Source organism: Streptomyces sp. NPDC001137 (assembly GCF_040298885.1).
Classification (GTDB): Bacteria; Actinomycetota; Actinomycetes; order Streptomycetales; family Streptomycetaceae; genus Streptomyces.
Window position 1 is genome coordinate 76,410 of sequence record NZ_JBEPBA010000019.1, and the last position, 21,199, is coordinate 97,608.

General features: G+C 71.3%; 18 protein-coding genes and 1 pseudogene. 7 read left to right on the forward strand and 12 right to left on the reverse strand.

Annotated features, from left to right (window positions below; genetic code table 11):
- Position 1: 1 nt before the first annotated feature.
- The 3 genes from ABT254_RS31555 to ABT254_RS31565 form a co-directional block, all read right to left on the reverse strand.
- Complete coding sequence (locus ABT254_RS31555) at positions 2–1,102, reverse strand: ParB/RepB/Spo0J family partition protein (protein WP_351477442.1); 1,101 nt, start codon at positions 1,100–1,102, stop codon at positions 2–4.
- Between the two features lie 59 nt (positions 1,103–1,161).
- Positions 1,162–1,356, reverse strand: coding sequence for a hypothetical protein (locus ABT254_RS31560; RefSeq protein WP_351477444.1), 195 nt, complete (start codon positions 1,354–1,356; stop codon positions 1,162–1,164).
- A 195-nt stretch (positions 1,357–1,551) separates the two neighbouring features.
- Positions 1,552–1,965 (reverse strand): hypothetical protein, encoded by a 414-nt coding sequence (locus tag ABT254_RS31565; RefSeq protein WP_351477447.1) that lies wholly within the window; start codon positions 1,963–1,965, stop codon positions 1,552–1,554.
- A gap of 180 nt (positions 1,966–2,145) precedes the next feature.
- On the opposite strand from ABT254_RS31565, the gene ABT254_RS31570 reads away from it, so the two are divergent.
- Positions 2,146–3,063, forward strand: coding sequence for a LuxR C-terminal-related transcriptional regulator (locus ABT254_RS31570; protein WP_351477450.1), 918 nt, complete (start codon positions 2,146–2,148; stop codon positions 3,061–3,063).
- A 48-nt stretch (positions 3,064–3,111) separates the two neighbouring features.
- Here the strand turns inward: ABT254_RS31570 and ABT254_RS31575 are convergent, their stop codons facing one another.
- The 8 genes from ABT254_RS31575 to ABT254_RS31610 all read right to left on the reverse strand — a co-directional run bounded on the left by ABT254_RS31575 (position 3,112) and on the right by ABT254_RS31610 (position 13,994).
- Positions 3,112–3,702 (reverse strand): LOG family protein, encoded by a 591-nt coding sequence (locus ABT254_RS31575; RefSeq protein ID WP_351477452.1) that lies wholly within the window; start codon positions 3,700–3,702, stop codon positions 3,112–3,114.
- A 45-nt stretch (positions 3,703–3,747) separates the two neighbouring features.
- Positions 3,748–5,166 carry a Zn-dependent hydrolase gene (locus tag ABT254_RS31580; protein ID WP_351477455.1) on the reverse strand — a complete coding sequence of 473 codons (1,419 nt, stop codon included), beginning with the start codon at positions 5,164–5,166 and terminating at the stop codon, positions 3,748–3,750.
- Positions 5,163–7,121, reverse strand: coding sequence for a S9 family peptidase (locus tag ABT254_RS31585; RefSeq protein WP_351477457.1), 1,959 nt, complete (start codon positions 7,119–7,121; stop codon positions 5,163–5,165). Before ABT254_RS31585 ends, ABT254_RS31580 begins: the two co-directional genes overlap by 4 nt.
- 17 nt (positions 7,122–7,138) lie before the next feature.
- A complete protein-coding gene (locus tag ABT254_RS31590; RefSeq protein ID WP_351477460.1) occupies positions 7,139–9,097 on the reverse strand; it encodes a M13-type metalloendopeptidase in 1,959 nt (652 codons plus the stop codon).
- Positions 9,094–10,365, reverse strand: a complete 1,272-nt coding sequence (locus ABT254_RS31595) for an MFS transporter (RefSeq protein ID WP_351477463.1) — start codon at positions 10,363–10,365, stop codon at positions 9,094–9,096. Before ABT254_RS31595 ends, ABT254_RS31590 begins: the two co-directional genes overlap by 4 nt.
- 195 nt (positions 10,366–10,560) lie before the next feature.
- A complete protein-coding gene (locus tag ABT254_RS31600; protein ID WP_351477466.1) occupies positions 10,561–11,760 on the reverse strand; it encodes a cupin domain-containing protein in 1,200 nt (399 codons plus the stop codon).
- A gap of 142 nt (positions 11,761–11,902) precedes the next feature.
- Positions 11,903–13,093 carry a cupin domain-containing protein gene (locus ABT254_RS31605; RefSeq protein WP_351477469.1) on the reverse strand — a complete coding sequence of 397 codons (1,191 nt, stop codon included), beginning with the start codon at positions 13,091–13,093 and terminating at the stop codon, positions 11,903–11,905.
- A 400-nt stretch (positions 13,094–13,493) separates the two neighbouring features.
- Complete coding sequence (locus ABT254_RS31610; RefSeq protein WP_351477472.1) at positions 13,494–13,994, reverse strand: tetratricopeptide repeat protein; 501 nt, start codon at positions 13,992–13,994, stop codon at positions 13,494–13,496.
- A 453-nt stretch (positions 13,995–14,447) separates the two neighbouring features.
- Between ABT254_RS31610 and ABT254_RS31615 the strand changes: the two genes are divergently transcribed.
- From ABT254_RS31615 to ABT254_RS31640, 6 genes and pseudogenes are all read left to right on the forward strand, one after another.
- Entirely contained in the window at positions 14,448–15,137 is a 690-nt protein-coding gene (locus ABT254_RS31615; protein WP_351477475.1) for a HemK2/MTQ2 family protein methyltransferase, read from the forward strand.
- Positions 15,121–15,342: a CDGSH iron-sulfur domain-containing protein gene (locus tag ABT254_RS31620; RefSeq protein WP_344403346.1), complete on the forward strand. Its 222-nt coding sequence runs from the start codon at positions 15,121–15,123 to the stop codon at positions 15,340–15,342. Before ABT254_RS31615 ends, ABT254_RS31620 begins: the two co-directional genes overlap by 17 nt.
- Positions 15,339–16,394, forward strand: coding sequence for an iron-containing redox enzyme family protein (locus ABT254_RS31625; protein WP_351477479.1), 1,056 nt, complete (start codon positions 15,339–15,341; stop codon positions 16,392–16,394). The genes ABT254_RS31620 and ABT254_RS31625 overlap by 4 nt, the downstream gene beginning before the upstream one ends.
- Positions 16,348–17,375: pseudogene (locus ABT254_RS31630) on the forward strand (Ppx/GppA family phosphatase). The gene ABT254_RS31625 and the pseudogene ABT254_RS31630 overlap by 47 nt, the downstream one beginning before the upstream one ends.
- 158 nt (positions 17,376–17,533) lie before the next feature.
- Entirely contained in the window at positions 17,534–19,213 is a 1,680-nt protein-coding gene (gene ctaD / locus ABT254_RS31635; RefSeq protein ID WP_450747981.1) for an aa3-type cytochrome oxidase subunit I, read from the forward strand.
- The gene (locus tag ABT254_RS31640) at positions 19,210–19,614 is read left to right on the forward strand and encodes a cytochrome c oxidase subunit 4 (RefSeq protein WP_351477482.1); all 405 of its coding nucleotides are present in this window, start codon (positions 19,210–19,212) and stop codon (positions 19,612–19,614) included. The genes ctaD and ABT254_RS31640 overlap by 4 nt, the downstream gene beginning before the upstream one ends.
- Here ABT254_RS31640 and qcrB read toward each other — a convergent pair.
- Positions 19,532–21,061, reverse strand: coding sequence for a cytochrome bc1 complex cytochrome b subunit (qcrB, locus tag ABT254_RS31645; RefSeq protein WP_450747982.1), 1,530 nt, complete (start codon positions 21,059–21,061; stop codon positions 19,532–19,534). The genes ABT254_RS31640 and qcrB overlap by 83 nt on opposite strands.
- Positions 21,062–21,199: the final 138 nt, after the last annotated feature.

A 21,199-nucleotide genomic window follows, 5' to 3' on the forward strand; every position in this document is an offset into this window, starting at 1 on the left:
CTCAGGCCCCCAGTGACGCGATCCGTTCGCTCTCGCCGCTTGTCAGGTCGTTGGCGAGCCTGTTCCAGACCCCGGCGTAGCCATGGGCGAGTTGGGCCAGGGATTCCCGGCAGTGGGGCGGGACCGTGGCGGCGATGCGGCCGCCGTCGCGGGCGATCACGGCGCAGGCGTCGAGGACCCGGAGGACGTTGCGGCCGGCGTCGCTGAACCGCAGGGAGGGGTCGCGTCGCAACGCGTCGAAGAGACGCAGGATCTCGTCCTCCGCGATGGGCCGACCCGTGCTCGCCGGCGGCACCCGGCGCTGCCCGGGCGGGACGGACGGCTGGGCCTGCGCAAGCCTCGGGTCGCGGACGCTGCGTTCGGGTACCGGGCTCTCGCCGCGCCGGATGCGGGCCCGCACGTCGGCGACGGTGGCCGGAGCCAGGCCGGCCCGCGCGGCGATCTGGCGCAGGGAGGCGCCGGGATCGCTCCTTATGAGCTCACCGGCGAGTTCGCGGCGCTGTGAGGAGTCGACCGGGCGGGAGCGGCCGTCCCGGCCGATCCTGAACCCCCCGGCTTCCGTGTCGGCGCCGCCGCGCAGTCGGGCCACCTTCTTCGCGGAGAGCCCGGCGAGGGCCGCCACCGCCCGGTCCGCCCAGCGCGGGTGCGCAGCGAGGATGCGTCGTGCGGCGGCGATGCGGTCGTCAGTGGAAAGGGGCCGGCCGTGCGTGACGTTGGTCGCCACGGCGAGCAGCCGGGCGGCGTCCAGGTCCCCCTCGAAGAAGCGCGCGGAGATGTGGTCGGCACCCCGCAGACAGGCGGCCCGCAGACGGTGCGCACCGTCGACGACGGTCATGGTGGCACGGTGCACGAGGATGGGCGGGAACTCCGCCTCCGTCTCGGCCAGTGTCCGTACGTAGTCCTCGTCCTCGCCCGCGCTGCGGGGCGAGAAGTCGTCGAAGTCGACGACGAGTCGTTCGATCGGTACCAGCTCGACGGGCTGGTCCAGGAATCCACGGTCGCGCAGCCTGATCAGATGGTCCGCGCCGTCCGGCGTCGCCCCGGCATCCGGAAGATCACGAGTGCCCTGGCCGTCTCGGTGGTCGCGACTGTCTCGGTCCACAGCTGTCCCCCTCAGGAAATCGTCCCACGTGCACGCTGGTTCAGGCGGTGCGGGGCGGCTCACTGCCAGCCGAGGTCGTCCTCTCCGGTCAGGAGCGGCGTGGCACCGGCGACCGTGTGAACTGCCGTGCTGTGGGCGGGAGTCAGTGCTTCGGCGGCGGCCGCACCGGCGCCCGCGGTCATGATGACCGCTCCGGCCACGATCACACCGCGCAGGAGCCGACGGGAAGCGTTGGAGGGGTGCTTGCGCGACATAGTTTCTGCCTTTCTGCTGGCTTTGTGCTGGCAGGAAGAAGTGTTGTCGCAGCTCCAGCGGCTGGAACAGTGGTTCCGCGCGGGGCAAACCGGCCCTGGCCTACTGTGTCCACCCCCGTTCGCAGAGGGGAACGGGGGAATTCATGCGTATCCCCGGATTCGACCAAGGATACGCAAAGCGCAGGGCGGAGTAATTCATTCCGTGTGCCCCGGCAGGTATTCGGGCACAATCAGCGGCACTTGGGCGCTCCAGAACTCCCAGTCCTCGAGCAGGGGGTGGGCGGCACAGGTACGCCGCCACAGCGACTCGGCTGCCGCCTCGGCTTCCTCCAGGGACGGAGCCCTCAGAAAGATCCCGACGGTGGGGGCCGATGCTTGATCACGATGGACACTGACGTGCTCGAACCCCTCGACCTCCGTTCCGCATCCGGCGACAGCAGCCGCGGTCCAGCCGGGCATGGCGCAGCCGTCGGGATGTGGCCGCAGATGGACGTGAACGAGATACATGTGCCACCTCAGGAAAGTCAGGAACACCCCCAGGGAATGCGCCTTACCGATGCAATACTCCCCCGCCGCAAAACACCAAATTAAGGACACCGGCTTGCCCATAACAACCAGGTCACGTACTGTCGGCTGACTCTTGACTGTTGAGCGCCACCGGTAATTGTCCAACGTTGAATTTCCGACTGGGGGCCGCCAAAATAAATGCTTAACGTTCTGGGTCTTGACGCTGTCACGGAGTCCGTCTACAAGGCGATGCTCACGAATCCCCGCAGTGGTGTCGCCGGTGTGTGCGCGCTGCTGGGGCTTTGCGAGCAGGAGGTTCGGGGGGCCCTGGACCGCCTCAGCGAGATGGCGCTGGTCCGCGCCTCGACCGAGGACCCGAGCCACCTGTACGCGGTCAGCCCGCATGTCGGCATGGAACTCCTGCTGGCCCGGCAACAGGAGCAACTCGCCGCCCAGCAGCAGCGGCTGGAGGCCAGCCGCGCGGCCGCGGCGAAACTCATCCTCGAATTCGACGGTCAGCGCCAAACCGGCCCGTCCGCGGCCGGTATCGAGCATCTCCAAGGTCTCGACGCCATTCGCGATCACCTCGCGACCCTGCACGACAAAGTCACTCACGAACTCCTGACGTTCGCACCGGGCGGCCCCCAGACACCCGCGAACATGCAGGCGTCCCGCCCCCTCAACCAGCAACTGCTGGAGCGCGGCGTGCGCATGCGCACGATCTACCTGGAGTCCATCCGTTCCTGCCCGGACACCATGGAATACGCGCACTGGCTCGCGGAGCAGGGCTGCCAGGTCCGGACGGTGCCCTCGCTCCCCAACCGGATGATCATTTACGACCGGGAGTCAGCGATCCTCGCCACCGACACCGACAACACCGCCGCCGGTGCCGTACAGGTGTCGTCGCAGGGAATGATTGCCTCGCTGCACGCCCTGTTCGAGAGCGTCTGGCAGTCGGCCGATCCACTGGACGCGATGAGGCAACCGGATCCCGGCGGCCTCACGCGACAGCAGTCTGAAGCCCTGAGACTACTGGCTCAAGGCTCCACAGACGAAGCCATCGCCAAACGCCTCGGGGTTTCCGCCCGCACCGCCCGCCGGATCGCGCACGGTCTGATGACCCATCTGGACGCCCGCAGCCGCTTCCAGGCCGGCGTGTACGCCGTCCAGAAGGGCTATTTGCCGGCGCTCCCGGAATAGAGCCACAGAAACGATTTTCTGTCCGTGGCCGCGGCAGGCCCAGGCGCCTCAAGCCACCAGTGCCGGGGTCACGGCCGGCTCGGGGAAGCCGAACTGGTGCAGGGCCTCCTCGGGGGTGTGGGCGACCTTGACCAGACGCCGCTCCTGGTCGCTGAGGAACCCCTCCGCGACCAGGTGGTCGAGCATGGCCAGCATCGGGGTGAAGAAGCCCCTGTGGTTGACCACGACGATCGGCTTCTCCATCAGCGACAGCTGGTTCCAGGTCATCACCTCCATCAGCTCGTCCAGCGTGCCGATGCCGCCCGGCAGCACCGCGAAGGCCGACGACAGCCGGTACATGAGGGCCTTGCGCTCGTGCATCGAGCGGACGACGAAGACCTCTCCGGGCGCCTTGTCGGCGCGCTCCCGCTCGTGCAGCGTGCGCGGGATCACCCCCGTGACACTGCCACCGCCGTCCAGAACCCCGGCGGCCACCGCGCCCATGACCCCGACACCGCCGGCGCCGTAGACCAGATCGAGCCCCCGCTGGGCGATCATCCGGCCGAACTCCCGGGCGAAGTCCGTGTACGCGGACTGCACACCCGGCCTGGCGCCGCAGAACACCGCGACGCGTTTGCTCTTGCTGAGCCTGAGTTGCATGGCTTGTCCCCTTCCTTGGGACTGTTCCTGCTGCTTCTGGGGCTACTACTGCTCGTGGTCCCGTGCCCGGGCCAGTTCCCGACGCGCCGGACGCCCGGACGCGGATCGCTCGCTGAGACCGGTGACGCGCATCGCGGTACGCAGCAACACCCGCGCGCCCGCGACCAGGTCGCGCGGGGCGGTGTCCTCCTCCGGGACATGGCTGATGCCGCCGATGCTCGGCACGAAGATCATTCCGATGGGCGCGATGTCGGCGACCATCTGCGCGTCGTGCCCGGCACCGCTGGGCAGGACCTCGTGCGCGAGGCCCAGTTCGTCGGCGCTGCACTCGATGGCCGCGCGCAGCACCGGGTCGGTGGAGACCGGGTCGGAACGGGTCTCGGCGACCACCTCGATCTCGGTGCCCGTGTCCGCGGCGATCGTCCGCAGGGCCCGGCGCAGGGTCTCCTCGGCCGCCGCCGCCCGCCACACATCCGTGTCCCGCAGGTCCACCGTCAGCCGCACCATGCCCGGGATGGTGTTCGGCGTGTTGGGGTGCGGGTCGAGCCGGCCGACCGTGCCGACGCGGCACAACTTGCGATCCCGCGCGATGTGTTCCACCGCCAGCACCACCCGGCCGGCCGCGGCGAGCGCGTCCCGGCGCCCCTCCATCGGGCTGGTGCCCGAGTGTCCGGCGGCGCCCCGCACCTCCACCGTGAGCACGGTGCGGCCCGTGATGGCGTCGACCACCCCGATCCGGTTGCCGCTGCGCTCGAGCACCGGCCCCTGTTCCACGTGGAGTTCGAGGTAGGCGGCCACCGAGCCGTGCGGCCAGCCCGCGCTGCCGAGCGCGTCCAGGTCGCCGCCGGCCAGCCGCAGCGCCTCGCGCAGCGGCCGCCCGTCGTGGTCGCGCGGCTCCCGGGGCAGTTCGGCCAGCCGGCCCGCGATCGCCATGGAGCCCCAGAACGGCTGCGGGAACAGCGCCCCCTCCTCGTTGGCGAAGGCCACCGCCACCGGCTCGTACGGCAGGTGGACGCCGCTGTCCGCGAGGGTCTGGAGCACCTCCAGGGCAGCCAGCACTCCGTACGCGCCGTCCAGGCGGCCGCCGTTGACGACGGTGTCCAGGTGCGAGCCCATCATCAGGGCCTGCCGCTCGCCGGGCTGCTCGCCGAGCCGGGGCCGGGGACGCACGATGAGGTTGCCGGCCGCGTCGACCGCGGGGACGAGGCCCGCGCCGCGGGCCTCGTCCATCAGGTAGCCCCGCGCTTCCCGGTCGGCCGCGCTGAAGCCCTCCCGGGTGATGCCGCCCGTCCGCTCGTCCAGACCGATCCGGCCCAGCGCGGCGATCCGACCGAGCAGCCGGTCCGCGTCGATGTCCAGGGACAGCAGCCCGTCCGCCCCCTGTACCAGGGTGTCGCCCATCCTTACGTCCTCCCGTTCGGGTCGTAGGTCCGCGAGGCCCGCCACGTCGGCGAGGCCGCTCACAGGTGCCGCTCCCACCACTCCAGGACGGCCTCGAATCGCGCCAGCCGGTGGCTGGGCAGCCCGGAGCGGGACATGTCGTGCCCCTCGCCCGGGAACAGCAGCATCTCGACGGGGACCCCGCGCACCTTCAGCTCCGTGAACAGGCGCTGCGCCTGCTCCTGCGGGCAGTGCTTGTCCTCCTCGGACTGGATGACCAGCATCGGCGTGGCCATCCGGTCCACGTACGTCAGCGGGCTCTGCTCCGCCCAGCGGGCGCGGTCGGCGCCGTAGAGGGAGACCGCGAGGTCCGCCCCGTCGTCGCTGGTGGCGGCGTAGCTGTCGATGGCGTAGAGCCCGCGCTCGCCGATCATGGCCCGGAACCGTTCCCCGTGGTGGGCGTTGAACCAGGCCGCCATGTAGCCGCCGAACGAGCCGCCCATCACGCCGACCCGGCCGCTGTCCAGCTCGGGGAGCTCCAGCGCCTTGTCGAGGATGGCGAGCAGGTCGGTGGCGGACCTGCGGGGCAGGTCGTCGCGGACGTGGGCGCCGTGCGCCTGGCCGTAGCCGGAGCAGCCGCGCGGGTTGCCCAGCACCACCGCGTACCCGGCGCTCGCGTACACCTGCGCCTCGTCGAAGGCGGCCGGGCCGTTGAGGGTGTAGCCCCACTGCGTGTACGGGCCGCCCTTGACCTGGAAGATCACGGGGTGCGGGCCGGGGCCCTCGGGGCGCACCACCCAGGCGTGCAGCGGGTAGCCGTCGGGGGCGTACGCGGTGAACTCCTCCATCGGCAGCAGCCCGCCGCGCTCGACGAGTTCGGCGCCGTACGGGGTCAGGACGCGCTCGGTGCCGTCGCGCCACACCACCAGGTCGCCGGCGCTGGCGGCACTGGCGACGACGGCGACGACGGTGGTGGTCTGGCCGGGCGTCTCGGCGACCGCGTAGCCGTTGACCTGGCGCCGTCCGGTGACCACGGGAGTGGGCTCGCCGCCGTCGTAGGGCACCAGGACCAGGTTGACCTCGCCGCGGTGGTCACTGGCGAAGTACACGCCGTCGGCCGCGGGCCAGATCATCTGGCTGGCGAAGCTGAGGTGGTGGGCGTCGCCGGTGAGGCGGCGCGGCAGGACCGGACCGGCGGCCGGCTCCTCGGCGGGCCGCACCGGCACCGACCACAGGCCGTAACTCGCCGTGGCGCACGAGTTGTTGTTCTTGTCGAGCTCCGCGCCGCAGAAGACGACCGAGCGGCCGTCCGCGGCGAAGCGCGGCGTGAAGAGGTACAGGCCGCCCTCGGTCAGCGGCCGCAGGCCGGTGCCGTCGGCGCCGACGGCCCACACGTCGGTCCGGGAGTCGTTGCCGCGCTCCTCGTGCCGGGCCGTCACGAACGCCAGCAGCCGGCCGTCGGGGCTCCAGGTCAGATCGCCGTGGTCGTAGTCGCCGTCGGTGAGCTGGAGCGGCGCTGCCTCGGCGTCGAAGGGGTCGGTGACGAAGACCTGCCGGGGGCGGTCGTAGGTGTAGCCGAAGCCGTCGAGCTGGTAGACGAGCGTGGTGACGCGACGCGGCCGCTCCTGCTCGGCCGGGCCCTGGTAGCGGCCCGGCGCGGGCACCCGGCTGGTGTAGGCGATCCGGGTCGAGTCCGGGCTCCACACCGGCTGCCCCGCGCCCATCGGGTGGTCGGTGACGGGGAACGCCTCGCCCCCGCCGTGCATCGGCAGCAGATGGATCTGCGCGCGGCCGTGGGCGCCGGGGCGCAGGAAGGCGAGGAAGCGGCCGTCGGGCGAGAAGGCGGGCGCACCGTCGTAGGGGCCCTGGGTGATGCGGCGCGACGGGGTCTCGCCCGTGGTGTCCACGATCAGCATCTCGGTGGTGTAGCCGTCGCCCGCCAGGTCGGCGCGGGTGACCTCCACCACGGCGTGGGCACCGTCCGGTGAGAGCGTGGGGCGCCCGAGGACGGGCAGCAGGTCGATGTCAGTGGGCAGCATGTCGGGTCCTCACAGACTCACAGAAGGGTGAAACGCTGTGCCGGGTCGATGAACAGGCCGTCTCCGGGGCGCACGTCGAAGGCGTCGTAGAAGGCCTCCACGTGTCCGAGCACTCCGTTGCAGCGGAACTCGGCGGGCGGATGCCGGTCCGACGCGAGCCGCTCGGCCATCCGGGCCGGGGTGGTGCGGGCGCGCCACATCGTCGCCCAGTGCGCGAAGAAGCGGCGCGACTCCTCGGGCCCGGCCGCGCCGGTACGGGCGGTGAACGCGGCGTGCGCGACGGTCACGCCGGCGATGTCGGCCATGTTCTCGCCGACCGTGCGGGCCCCGCTGACCCGCATCCCGGGGAAGCCCTCGGGCTCGTACGCGTCGTACTGGGCGACGAGCAGCTGGGTGCGGCGGGCGAACTCGGCCCGGTCCTCGGGCGCCCACCAGTCACGCAGCCGGCCGCGGCCGTCGTAGCGGGAGCCGCGGCTGTCGAAGGCGTGCGCCATCTCGTGGCCGACGATCGCGCCCAGCACCGCGAAGTTCCGCGCGGGGTCGCCCGCGGGGTCGAAGACGGGCGGCTGGAGCAGAGCGGCGGGGATGACGACCTGGTTGAGCCCGTGCCGGTAGTACGCGGTGACCTGGTGCGGGTGGATCTTCCACTCGGTGCGGTCGACCGGGGTGCCGAGGCGGGCGAGTTCCCGGGCGATGTGCCGGGAGCGCCCGCGCTTGACGTTGCCGAGCAGGTCCCGCGGGTCCACGTCGAGGGCGTCGTCGTCGGCGCGGGCGGCCTCGGGGCGGCCGACCTCGAAGACCATGTCGTCCAGCTTGCGCAGGGCGGCGTCCCGGGTGCCGGCCGCCATCCAGCCGGCCCCCTCCAGCCGGGCCCGGTAGGCGTCCACCAGCGCGCCGACCAGGTCGCGCGCGGCCTCCACGGTGCCGGGTGCGACATGCTCGGCGAGATAGCGGTCGGCGATGGCGTCCCCGAGGAACGTCTCGACGAAGGACACCACCCGCAGGCGGCGCGGCCGCGGCTCGGTGAAGCCGTTGAGGGTACGGCCGTAGAAGGCGAAGTTGTCGGCGAAGACCTGGCGCGGACCGAACGGCACCATCTCGTGCACGTACCGCCACGACAGCCACAGCCGCAGTTCGTCCAGGCCGGTCTGCCGCCACCAGTCGTCGAGGCCGTCGGCGAAGTCCGGCTGGCGCAGCCGGACGGTGGCGTCGGCGGGCACCTCGCCCAGGCCGCGCAGCCAGGCCGCCCACGGGAACCCGCCCTCCCGGGCGGCGAGTTGGGCGGCCGTGCCGGTCCAGGGGCGTACCGGAGTGCGGGTGCCCGGCTGCGGCACGGTGTGCCGGGCGGCCAGTTCGGTCTCCAGCCGTACGACGTCCCCGGCGGCCCGGGCGGTGTCGGGCAGCCCGGCGTGGGCGAGCATCACGGCGATGTGCCCGGTGTAGTCCGCGAGCAGCTCCGCGCGCCCGTAGTGGCCGGCGGAGGGCAGCCCGAGACCCGCCTGGGAGAGGGTGAGGACGTACTGGTCGGCGCGCACGGTGTCGACGGCGACCGAGAAGTCGAAGGCGCCGCCGACCCCCTGGGCCTGGAGCCGGCCCATGACCTCGGCCAGCGCCTCGCGGTCGGCCGCGGCCCGGACCGCGGACAGGTCGGCCGCGAAACCCCGGGCTACGCCCAGTTCCTCGATGCGCTCCTCGTCCATGAAGCTGGCGTGCAGGTCGGCGATGCGGCGGTCGGCGCCGCCCCGCCCGGGGTGGGCGACGGCGCGGTGGATGACCCCCTCGACGTCGTCCTGCACCTTGTCCGCGAGCAACGTCAGGGTGGTGGCCTCGGCCCGGTGGGCGGGCAGCACGTAGCCGTCCGTCCAGCGCCCGTTGACGAAGCGGTAGAAGTCGTCCTGCGGCCGGGCGGAGAGATCGGCTTCCGTGCCGCGGGGCAGATACGCCGGCGTGAGGGCCGGGTCCGAGGCCACCGTCATCGCGCGGCCTCGCTCAGCTGCGGGGCGGGCGCCGCGGCGCCGGAGTTCTTCAGCACCCCGTTCGCGAAGACGGCCAGGGCGGCGAGGGCGAACAGGCCCGCGGCGAGGAAGCCGTAGCGCGGGGTGGTGAAGCTGAGGATCGCGCCGCCGACCAGGTAGCCGATCGCCGGTCCGGTGTTGGAGACGGCGCCGAGTGCGGCGAAGGCCCGGCCGCGGTGGGTGTCGGGCACCCTGACGTTGAGCAGGATGTGGGTGACCGTCGCCTGGGCGCCGTTGCCGATGCCGCCGAGGACGTAGAACGGCAGGATCCACCACACGCCCGGGGCCAGTCCGGTGCCGACGATGGCCACGCCGATGCAGAGGAACGTGCCGATCAGGATGGCCTCGTGGCTGATCCGCTTCAGCCGGCGCACCAGCATCCCGCCCGGGATCAGGCCCAGCATCCAGGCGGACATGACGAGGCCGAAGGTCTCCTCGGAGGCGCCGAAGGTCTCACGGACGTAGAAGACGATGAGGACGTTGATGATGCTCGCGGCCGCCATGACCGCGCCGCTCAGGATGAGCACGGCGGTCAGGAAGCGGTCGGAGGTGATCTTGTACGGGGTGGTGGGCTCGTCGGCGCCCGCGCTGTCCTGGCCCGCCGCCTTGGCGTCGCGGCCCTTGTGCAGGCGGGTGCGGATGAGCAGGCCGCCCGCAACGACCGCGGCGAAGCTGAGCGCGTCGATGAGCAGTGGCACTGTCACGCCGAAGCGGCCGATGAGGAAGCCTGCGACGCCGGGTGCGGCGACCATGCCGGCCATCGCCCAGGTCTGGGAGATGGAGGAGGCCCGCGGCACGTTCTCCTTGCCGACGATGGCGCTGGGCAGCGCGCCGAACACCGGGTGGGTGAAGGCGAGTCCGGCGGACAGCAGGACGGAGAGGGCGATCAGGACGGCCGGTGAGGTCCAGATCGTCATCGCCACGCAGATCAGGGCCTGCAGGCTGCCGACGGCGACCATGAGGGTGCGGCTGTCGAAGCGGTCGGCGACCTTGCCGGTCAGCGGCGACAGCAGCACCGGCGGCACGGTCGCGGCCAGCAGCAGGGCCATGACGGCGTAGGAGCCGGCGCCCTGGGCCTGCAGCTGAAGGGCGATGGCCGTCTCGGCGGCGATGTCACCGGCGAAGGACAGACCGCGCATGCCGGCAAGGATGTAGACGTCGCGCCAGGCGGTCCGGGAGACCGGCGGTGACCCGGCCTCGGTGGTGGGTGATGTGGTGTCGGTGGCCATCTCGTGGCTCACTTCCTCTCGACGTGGGGACGGGTACGGCCTCGGGGAGGCACCGGTTCGGCGGCGCCCCAAAAGGGGCGCGGGCCATGTCGACATGCGGCTTGGCCGCGCGGGAGCGACCAGCCGCGATGGAGCCGCGGGCGTCCGACGGCGCGTCGCTGCGCTTCCCCCGGACCGTTCAGCCACCGTCGGCGGCTACCGCGGCACCCCCGGCGAGGTTCCGGCTGCTTCGAGGACGCCCAGGCGGGCGAGCCCGCGGGCGACGCCGACGGATCTGGCCTCGGGGACTCCGGGGAAGAACTCGGCCGCGGTGACGGTCCGTTCGCCGTCGAGGGCGTGCAGCGCGTCGGCGACGGCGTCCGGCACGTTCAGGCGGTGGCCGGCCACCTGGAGGCCGGTCTTGCCGTCGGCGCTGGAGCCGATCTCGACGGGTGTGGCGGTACGGCGGATCAGGGTGCCGGGGCCCAGCGTGTCGACCGCGGCGAGCCGCGCGAACTCCCGGCTGCGGCCCACTCCGCGCCGGGTGCGGCCGGTTTCGACCAGCCGCTTGGCCTCGGCGGCCACGTCCAGCCGGGCGAGCCGGTCGCGCAGCAGCTCCAGCTTGCCGGTGAGCGCGGCGACGGCCTCCTCCGCTCCGTCGGCCAGGTACGGGAAGGCGTGGAAGTCGTCGTCCTCGACGAGCGCGGCGACGGTGTCCTGGAGCAGATGGCGCCAGCGGCGCGGCTCGACCCCGACCGACAGGTGCATCGACAGCTCGCTCTTGGCGGCCGCCGCGTGCGGGGTGCCGTGCGGCACGTACAGGACGTCGCCGGGCTCCAGCGTCACCTCGAGGGCGGGCTCGCCGAGCTCCTCCGGCGTGTAGGAGCCCTCGTCGCCGCGGCGGTGCTCCGGGGTGTCCCACACCCGCCAGGTCTTGGTGCCGTCGACCTGGACGACGAAGACGTCGATCGAGTCGCGGTGCGGGGAGAAGCCGTCGGTGCGGGCCGGGGTGACGAAGACGACCACCTCGGTGTCGCTGGCGAAGGCGTCGGTGAACGGCTCCATCAGACGGCGGGCGGACGGCAGGACGTGGTTGAGGGAGTTCCAGGTGACGGTGCCGCCGGAGCGGAACAGCTCGTACACCTTCTCCGGGTTGAGGGCCTCGGCGAGCGCTGCGCCGCGCGAGACCGTGCGCGTGTAGGCGCCGGACGGCACGCCCTTGCCGCCCTTCGTCACCCGCAGGTAGGACGGCGGGACCGTCTCCAGCGCGAGGAGGTCGTCGAGCTGCCGGACCGAGGGCAGACCGTCCAGCCGGCCCGCGAGTGCGCCCCTGCGCAGCAGCGGTTTCCGGTCGAAGTGCTGGCTGAAGAAGACGTCCGTGTCGCCGACGAAGTCCTCGAAAGAATAGGTGTCCACCTTGTCCTGCCTCCTCATGGTGGGTCGGGCTCCTGCCTCCGGCCGGTCGGCCGGCACGCATGCCGCCGGACACCGGCGATCCCGCCGCGGGCCCCGAAGGCGTGGGGGCCCGCGACGGTTCGCGAGGGGTACCGGCGGCTCGTCACCCGGCCTGGGCCAGCTCGAACACACCCAGTCGGGTGAGTCCCTGAGCCGCCTTGGCCGAGCGGAGCGCGTCCACACCGGGGAACACGTGGGACGCCTCGATCTCCGCGTCCGGGCCGAGCGCGGCCAGGGTTTCGGCGATCGGTGTGGGTACCGCGATCTTGTGGCCCTTGACGACCAGCTGGGTGCGGCCGCCCTCGTCGTCACCGAACGTCAGGGGCACGCCGCCGCGGCGCAACCGCGTGTCCGGGCCGATGTCGTCGGTGTCGGCGATGTTCTGGAAGGTGGTGCCCTTCGAGCTGCCGTCCAGGTGCCGGCCGATGTCGGCGAGCCGGTCCAGCTCGGCCGACGCGTCGACGGACTCCAGACGTGCCACCAGCTCCTGGATCTTCTCCTTGAAGACGGCCTCGACGTGCGCCTCACGCAGCTCGCCGATGTGCGGGTACGCGGTGAACACCTCGGCCGTCAGCAGGTCCTCGAAGGTCTCCCGCAGCAGGTCCCGCCACATGCGCGGACGCATCATGATCGACAGGTGCAGCGAGGCCTTGTCCTCGGCGGTCGCCGCGTGGGGCGTGCCGTAGGGCAGGTAGAGCACGTCACCGGGCTGGAGGGAGACCTCGATCTCCGGCTCGCCGAGGCCCTCCAGGGTGTACTGGGCGTTGTCGCCCAGGCGCGGGGTCGGCGGGTTCCACAGCTTCCAGTGCTTGGTGCCCTCGAGCTGGACGATGAACAGGTCCACCGGGTCGTGGTGCGGCGGGTAGCCCTTCTTGCCGGCGGGCGTCAGGAAGGCCACCGTGTCGGTGCGCACGGCCATCTTCTCGGTGATGAGGCGGGTGAAGTCACGCATGGCCGGGTCGATCTGGTTGAGCGAGCACCAGGTGACGGTGGCGCCGGCCCGGAAGAGCTCGTAGATCTTCTCGGGGTCCACCACGTCCGTGATGGTCTGCCCCTGCACGACGACATTGCGGCTGTAGCCCTGCTCGGGAACGCCGTTGCCCTTGAGGTTGACCTTGATGTACGGCGGCCGGATCACCTCGAGGTTCACCAGCTGGTCCAGCTTGCGGAGCGAGAGTATGTCGCGCGGGTCCCCCGGCACGGCGTTCTTCCGCAGCATGGGCTTCTTGTTGAAGTACTCGGTGAAGAAGACCTGCTCGTCTCCCACCAGGTCCGCGAATGCGTAGTCCGCCATGCCTGCCTCTCAATGAATTCGATTGCGTATGTGACGGGGAAGCCGTGATCGTCCTGCGGCTGTGCCGGGCGAGGGGCGGCGTCCGAGGACGCCGCCCTTCCCCACTGCTACTTCAAGAACAATTACTGAATGTTCTTGTAGTAGGAGGTGGCGAGCAGCTCCTCGGCCGTCTCGATGAACTCGATGTCGTCGAACTCGACGTTCTCCATCGCGATTCACTTCCCTTCTTCGTTTTCCCCGGGCTGTTCCCGGCGACTGATGAAATCTTCGCCCGGAACCGGGATTCTGGTCAACGCGTTCAACTGCGCACGGTCCGCACTTGAATTGCCCGGAAAAACAAAAGCGCCCGGGCGTCGTCGTCATGACACCCGGGCGCGCGAGGCGGAATTACACGGCGAGCCTATGCCGATTCTGAGATCAGATCTCCGGCATAGTTTGCGAGGGAACGGTTGTATCTCGGCAGATGCTTGGCCAGCGCGACGAGCGCGTACGAGAGCGCCTCCCGCTCCCGGCCGACATCGGCGAGCGCGAGGGCGAGAAAGCCGGCGACGGCGTCGTCCAGCAGGTCGGATCCGGCCGCGCGCTCGGCTTCGAGCAGGGCGACACTCTCCTTGACCTGGCCGACGTTCCGCAGGGAGCTGGCCAGTTGGATGACGGCGCGGCGGCGGCGCACACCGGTGAGACCGGCTTCGAGCGCCTGCCGGTAGAGGGGGACGGCGCGGTCGGAGTGACCGGTGGAGTCAAACGCGCAGGCGAGTTCGAAAGGAATCCTCGCATCGTCCGCCGGAAGTTCCGCGACGAGTCCCCCTACCTTTTCGAGGAACTCCTCCTCGTCATGGTCGTCAAGGGCGGACCACAGGGCGGCGATCCGCTCTTCCCAGACCGTATCTGATGTCGTCACTGCGACAACCTTCCAGCTCTAAGCTCTGTTTTTGGCCGATGATGCGGCGAGGGGCGGCGTCCGAGGACGCCGCCCTTCCCCACTGCTACTTCAAGAACAATTACTGGATGTTCTTGTAGTAGGAGGTGGCGAGCAGCTCCTCGGCCGTCTCGATGAACTCGATGTCGTCGAACTCGACGTTCTCCATCGCGATTCACTTCCCTTCTTCGTTTTCCCCGGGCTGTTCCCGGCGACTGATGAAATCTTCGCCGGGACCCGGGATATCCGTCAACCGATCAAGCCCGTGGGCGACTTGCCGCGATGCGCACTGTTCAACAGATGCCGGGCAGCGGTTGAACAGGTGCGCCGGGAAAGGACCCCCGGCTCCGGTCGTTACGTCTGTCGCCAGGGGGTACCCGTGGGACGCCGCCGTCCCCCCGCGGTGGCGCTCGTCCAGCGGAAGGCTCCGGGCTGATGGAGACACCTCTGACCACCAGCCGCTCGATCGTCCCCGCCCCGCCCCGTTGCTGGGTCCCGCGGGGCGTCTACGCACCGCAGACCGACACCCGGCTGCTGCGGCAGGCGATGTGCCGCGAGGCGATCACGGAACGTACGGACGTGCTGGACCTCGGCACCGGGAGCGGAGTGCTCGCGGTGGAGGCGGCGCGGCTCGGCGGCCGGGTCACCGCGGTCGACATCTCCTGGCGGGCGGTCGCGGCCACCTGGTTCAACGCCCTGCTGAACGGGCAGACCCTGCGGGTGCGCCACGGCGACCTCGCCTCGGCCGTGCCCGGCCGCCGCTTCGACCTCGTGGTCGCCAACCCGCCCTATGTACCCGCCCGGGACGAGACGCCGCCCGTGGGTGCCGCCCGCGCATGGGACGCCGGTCCGGACGGCCGGCTGCTGATCGACCGCATCTGCGACACCGTGTCGACGTTCCTGCGGCCGACGGGCGCCCTGCTGCTGGTGCACTCGCATCTGTGCGGCATCGACACCACGCTGGCCCGCCTCACGAACGCCGGTCTGCGGGCCGAGGTCGTCGACCGGACCCGCCTCCCGTTCGGCCGCGTGCTGTGTTCACGGCTCGGCTGGCTGCGCGAGCGGGGGCTGACGTCCGGCGGTACGACGGAGGAGCTGGTGGTGATCCGTGCCGAACACATCTGACCGCCCCCGCCGGGTTCGTGTCCAGCGCGACGGGCCCCTGCTCATCGAGGGACCGGTCGAAGTGGTGGACGAGAACGGCGAGGTGACGGTCTCCCGCCGCTTCACCGTGGCCGTCTGCACCTGCCGCCGCAGCCGCACGTTCCCCTGGTGCGACACCAGCCATCGCCGCCGCGGCCGGCGGCCCTGCGAAGGCGGACCCGAATGAGCCCGGCCCGCCCCCGGTACCAGTCGCGCCACCGGCCACCGCCACTGCCCGAACCGCGGGGCCCGCTCTCCGCCGCCGTGCTGGCCCTGCTGCGGGGTTCGGCCCCCGGGAGCATTCCCGCTGCGGCGGACTGCGCGCCGTACGGCGAGGACCTCCAGCTCGCCCTCTACGTCCTCTACGAGCTGCACTACGAGGGCTTCCAGGGGGTGCCCGAAGGCCTTGAGTGGGACAGTGGTCTGCTGGCCCGCCGCGGTGCGATCGAGGACCGCTTCCTGGGCGCACTGCGCGCGGACGTGCCGGTGGACGGCACCGACACGGCCCGGCAGGCGCTGGACGCACTCCAGGTCGAGCCGGTGGACGCCACGGGCAGCGTCTCGCACTTCCTGCGCGACGAAGGCGATCTCGGCCATCTGCGGGACTACGCGGCCCTGCGCTCGCTCTACCACCTCAAGGAGGCGGATCCGCACGCCTGGGTCATCCCCCGGCTGCACGGCCGGGCCAAGGCGGCGATGGTCGCGGTCGAGTTCGACGAGTTCGGCGCGGGCCGCGCGGACGAGATCCACGCACAGCTGTACGCCGACCTCATGGCGGACCTGGGGCTGGAGACGGCCTACGGGCACTATGTCGACGCCGCCCCCGCGGAGGCGCTCGCGAGCGTCAATCTGATGTCCCTGTTCGGTCTGCACCGGGCGCTGCGCGGGGCGCTCGTCGGGCACTTCGCCGCGGTCGAGGTGACCTCGTCCCCGGCCTCCCGCCGGCTCGCCGAGGCGATGCGCCGGGCCGGGGCCGGACCTGCGGCCGTGCGGTTCTACACCGAGCACGTCGAGGCCGACGCCGTGCACGAACAGGTCGTACGGCACGACGTCGTCGGCGGACTCCTGGAGAGCGAACCGGGCCTGGAGGGCGATGTGGTCTTCGGGATCCGCACGACCGGCCATCTGGAGGACGCCCTGGCGGCCAGGCTGCTGGCGGACTGGCGCCGGCCGGGCGGGGTACCGCGGGTCCATGAGACTGAGCGTGCTGGACGTCGGTTCGAACACGGTCCGGCTTGAGGTGAGCGACGCGGCGGCGGGAGTCCCGCTTCCGGTGCACACGGCGAAGTGGAAGCGCGCCTGTCCGAGCAGGTGAGGGACGACGGACGCCTCGGAGAGGCGGGCACCGAGAAGCTGGTCGCGGCCCTGACCGCGGCGGCGGAGATGGCCGGCGAGTGGGACGCGCAAGAGCCCCTGGTGTTCGCCACCTCCGTGGTGCGGGACGCGCCCGACCGGGCCGACGTCCTGCGGGCGGTGCACGACCGGACCGGCCTGAGCCTGCGGGTGCTGCCGGGTGAGCTGGAGGCCCGGCTGACGTTCCTGGGTGCCCGGCGGTGGATGGGCCGGCGCTCGGGCCCGCTGGCCCTCTTCGACATCGGCGGCGGCTCCCTGGAGGTCGCCTTCGGCCGGGGCCGGGTGCCGGAGTTCGCGGTCTCGCTGCCGCTCGGCGCCAACCGTCTCACCAAGGATTTCCTGCACCCGGCGGATCCCCCGAGGACGTCCGGGACGGCCGCCCTGCGCCGCCGGGCGCGGCATCAGCTGCGCGTCGCCTCCGCCCGTATCCGCTGGGAGCATCCGCAGACCGCCGTCGCCACCTCCCGTACGTTCCAGCAGCTGGCGCGGCTGTGCGGGGCAGCGCCTGGGCGACGCGGCCCGTTCGTCGAGCGCGCCCTGCGCCGCTGCGACCTGCGCCGTGCGATCGACCGGCCGGCCGCGCTGCCCGCCGACCGGCGGGCCGAACTGCCCGGCATCTCCAGGGCCCGCGCCCGGCAGAGCCTGGCCGGGGCGATCGTCGCGCACACCGCGATGAAACTCAGCGGAGTGAAGACCGTCGCCATCTGCCCCTGGGCCCTGCGCGAGGGGATCCTGCTGCGCTACCTGGAGGACGGCCCCGGCTGGTGGGCCGACCTGGAGGGCGAGGACGAGGCGGCGCGGACCCTGGACGGCGTCGCCGTGGCCACCCGCCCCCTGCGCGTGGCCGCCTCCTCGTCGATGCCCTGATGGCGGCCGGGCGATCCGGTCCGGCTCCAGAGGCGTGGCGGACGCTGCGCCGCGCGGCGCGTGGGTAGCGTCGGCACGCAGAGGAGTCGCTGGTTTCCCGCCGGTCGGGGCGGGCACCCGCGAGGCGCTTCTCGCTCTCGGCACGGCTGAGGAGAACAATGACCGAAGCGACTAGGCGCCTCGAGGAAGGCGCGGGGCGTGCGTCTCGCGGCGCCGCCGTCCCGCTGGGGCGCACGCTGCTCGCCTGGGCCTCGACGACCGACCACAAGGTGATCGGCCGGCTGTACATGGTGACCTCGTTCTGCTTCTTCCTCCTCGCCGGTCTGCTCGCTCTCGGCATGCGTGCCGAACTGGCCCGTCCGGGGCTGCAGTTCATGAACGAGCACACATACAACCAGCTGTTCACCATTCACGGCACGATCATGATGCTGCTGTTCGCCACCCCGATGTTCGCAGGGTTCGCGAACGCCGTGATGCCCTTGCAGATCGGCGCCCCGGACGTGGCGTTCCCCCGGCTCAACGCGCTGTCGTACTGGATGTATCTGTTCGGCGGTCTGATGGTGGTGTCGGGGTTCGTGGTGCCGGGCGGCGCGGCCGCGTTCGGCTGGTTCGCGTACGCGCCGCTGAACAGCTCGTACTTCTCGCCCGGCGCGGGCGGTGACCTGTGGGTGATGGGACTGGTGGTCACCGGGGTGTCGACCACGCTGGGCGCGGTCAACTTCATCGCCACGATCCTGTGTCTGCGCGCCCCCGGCATGACGATGTTCCGGATGCCGATGTTCACCTGGAACGTGCTGTTCACGTCGATCCTGGTACTGCCCGCGTTCCCGGTGCTCACGGCCGCGCTGCTGGCCCTGGAGTGCGACCGGAAGTTCGGCTCGCACGTCTTCGACGCCACCAACGGCGGCGCCCTGCTGTGGCAGCACCTGTTCTGGTTCTTCGGGCATCCCGAGGTCTACATCGTCGCGCTGCCGTTCTTCGGGATCATCTCGGAGATCATCCCGGTGTTCTCGCGCAAGCCGCTTTTCGGCTATCTGCCGATGATCGGGGCGACGACCACGATCACCATGCTGTCGGCGGTGGTGTGGGCGCACCACATGTTCGCCACCGGCGCCGTACTGCTGCCGTTCTTCTCCGTGATGTCGTTCCTGATCGCGGTGCCCACCGGCATCAAGTTCTTCGCGTGGATCGGGACGATGGTGCACGGCTCGGTGTCCTTCGAGACGCCGATGCTGTGGTCGCTCGGATTCCTGGTGTCGTTCCTGCTGGGCGGGCTCAGCGGAGTGCTGCTGGCCTCGCCGCCGCTCGACTTCCACGTCACCGACTCGTACTTCGTGGTGGCGCATCTGCACTACGTGCTCTTCGGCACCGTGGTCTTCGCGATGTTCGCGGGCTTCTACTTCTGGTGGCCGAAGATCACCGGGAAGATGCTCGACGAGCGCCTGGGCAAGCTGCACTTCTGGCTGCTGTTCCCGGCGTTCCAGCTGACGTTCCTCGTGCAGCACTGGCTGGGCGAGTCGGGCATGCCGCGCCGGTACGCCGACTACCTGGCCTCCGACGGGTTCACCCTGCTCAACACCCTGTCGTCGGCGGGCGCGTTCCTGCTCGGTGTGTCCACGCTGCCGTTCCTCTACAACGTGTGGCGCACCTCCCGGCACGGGCGGACGGTGGAGGAGGACGACCCCTGGGGGTTCGGGCGGGGCCTGGAATGGGCCACCTCCTGTCCGCCGCCCCGGCACAACTTCACGGCGCTGCCCCGGGTGCGCTCGGAGTCCCCGGCCTTCGACCTGCACCACCCCGAGGTCGTCCAGCAGACGAGGCAGGAGGGACTGCGGTGAAGGTGGAGGCCGTGCTCTTCGGTGGCGTGGCCGCCTTTTTCGGCGGCTCGGCGGCGCTCTACGGCGTGTGGTCCCACTGGGACCCGGCCGGCACCGCGGCGCTTGTCGTGGCGTTCGCGATGGCCGCTCTGGTGTCGTTCTTCTGCGCCGTGCAGTACGCCCGGCACGGCCGGCGCCCCCAGGACCGCGGAGACGCCGAGGTGGCCGACGCCGCCGGGCCGCTGGAGTTCTTCCCGCCGCACAGCCCCTGGCCGATCGTCACCGCGCTCGGTTTCGCGGTCACGGCGACCGGCGTGGTCTACGGCCTGTGGCTGTTCCTCATCGGCTTCGGCGTGCTGGGCCGGGGTGTTCTTGGTCTGGTGTTCCAGTACGTGGACCGGGGTGCCGGTCCACAGGAGTGAGCGGGGTGCGCGGGGCGCCCGGCCGGAAGTCGGTGACGGGGCGGTGGCCGCTCTCGTAGCCCCCGGCCACGCTCTGCCGCACCTCGCCGGTCTCCTCGCCCTCGGCGAGACGTTCGCGTTCCGCCTCCAGGAGGGCGTGGCACAGCGCGCGGGTGAGAACGAAGGCGAGCACCGGGCCCACGATCAGGGCGATGCGCAGGATCCAGGTGAGGGCGTTGACCGAGATGCGGAAGGTCGCCGCCAGCACGTCGTTGCCGCCGGCCAGCAGCAGGACGCCGTAGAAGGTGATGCCCGCGACGCCGAGGCCGGTGCGGACGGGCCGTTCGCGGGGCCGGTCGCACAGGTGCTGTTCGGTGAGCCACTCGCCGGTCAGCCGCTGCTCCACGAAGGGGTAGGCGTACAGGACGACGAAGAGCAGCGCGGGCAGGACGACTGCCGGCAGCAGGACGTTCCACATCAGCGTGTGCCCGGCGAGGGTCGTCTCCCACGGCGGTACGAGCCGCAGCGCGCCCTCCAGGAAGCCGACGTACCAGTCGGGCTGGGACCCGGTGGACACCTGGTCCGGCCGGTAGGGGCCGTACACCCAGACCGGGTTGATCTGCGCGACGCCGGAGAGGACGGCCAGCACCCCGAACACCGTCAGGGACAGGCCGGCGGAGGAGGCCGTGAAGCTCGGGTACAGGGGCCTTCCGACAGAGTTCGCGTTGGTGCGGCCCGGGCCGCGCCACTGGGTGTGCTTGAGGTGGAAGACAAGGATCAGGTGCAGGGTGACCAGGGCGATCAGCGCTCCCGGCAGCAGCAGCACATGCAGGCCGTACAGCCGCGGAATGACGTCGTGGCCCGGGAACTGGGCTCCGAAGACGAAGAAGGCGAGGTACGTCCCCACCACGGGGATCGACATCATGATCCCCTGGGCGATGCGCAGTCCGGTGCCCGAGAGCAGGTCGTCCGGCAGCGAGTAGCCGGCGAAGCCCTCGGCCAGGGCGAGCATGAACAGGGTGACGCCGATGACCCAGTTCACCTCCCGCGGCCTGCGGAAGGCACCGGTGAAGAAGATCCGCAGCAGATGGAGGCCGATCGCGGAGACGAACACCAGGGCGGCCCAGTGGTGCAGCTGACGGATCAGCAGCCCGCCCCGCACGTCGAAGCTGATGTGCAGGGTGGAGTCGAAGGCCTGCGACATGCGCACGCCCCGCAGCGGGGTGTACGACCCGTCGTAGACGACCTCCCGCATCTCCGGCTTGAAGAAGAGGGTCAGCCACACGCCGGTCAGCACCAGGACGAGCAGGCTGTAGAGCGCCAACTCGCCGAGCAGGAACGACCAGTGGTCCGGGAACGCCTTGCGCAGCAGCCGGCCGCCCCCGTCGTACACGGGCAGCCGGGCGTCCACCGCGTCCGCCAGCCGCTCCCCGGGGTGGGACGGGCGAGCCGGCCCGGACGCCGTCACGCCGGGCCCATGGCGCGGCCGACGGCTTCCTCGTACGGCACCCACCTCACGGCCGCTCTCCCTTCGACGCCGCCTGCTCCCGGCATCTGTTGCCCGGAGCGCAAGCGGCGAGTACCCCTCGGTCACGAAACACTCGTG

What these genes read in the sequence shown, in the direction of transcription:
- ABT254_RS31560 (WP_351477444.1), bottom strand. Translation starts at nt 1,356, where the DNA reads ATGTCGCGCAAGCACCCCTCCAACGCTTCCCGTCGGCTCCTGCGCGGT.
- ABT254_RS31565 (WP_351477447.1), bottom strand. Translation starts at nt 1,965, where the DNA reads ATGGGCAAGCCGGTGTCCTTAATTTGGTGTTTTGCGGCGGGGGAGTAT.
- ABT254_RS31575 (WP_351477452.1), bottom strand. Translation starts at nt 3,702, where the DNA reads ATGCAACTCAGGCTCAGCAAGAGCAAACGCGTCGCGGTGTTCTGCGGC.
- ABT254_RS31585 (WP_351477457.1), bottom strand. Translation starts at nt 7,121, where the DNA reads ATGCTGCCCACTGACATCGACCTGCTGCCCGTCCTCGGGCGCCCCACG.
- ABT254_RS31590 (WP_351477460.1), bottom strand. Translation starts at nt 9,097, where the DNA reads ATGACGGTGGCCTCGGACCCGGCCCTCACGCCGGCGTATCTGCCCCGC.
- ABT254_RS31595 (WP_351477463.1), bottom strand. Translation starts at nt 10,365, where the DNA reads ATGGCCACCGACACCACATCACCCACCACCGAGGCCGGGTCACCGCCG.
- ABT254_RS31605 (WP_351477469.1), bottom strand. Translation starts at nt 13,093, where the DNA reads ATGGCGGACTACGCATTCGCGGACCTGGTGGGAGACGAGCAGGTCTTC.
- ABT254_RS31615 (WP_351477475.1), top strand. Translation starts at nt 14,448, where the DNA reads ATGGAGACACCTCTGACCACCAGCCGCTCGATCGTCCCCGCCCCGCCC.
- ABT254_RS31625 (WP_351477479.1), top strand. Translation starts at nt 15,339, where the DNA reads ATGAGCCCGGCCCGCCCCCGGTACCAGTCGCGCCACCGGCCACCGCCA.
- ctaD (WP_450747981.1), top strand. Translation starts at nt 17,534, where the DNA reads ATGACCGAAGCGACTAGGCGCCTCGAGGAAGGCGCGGGGCGTGCGTCT.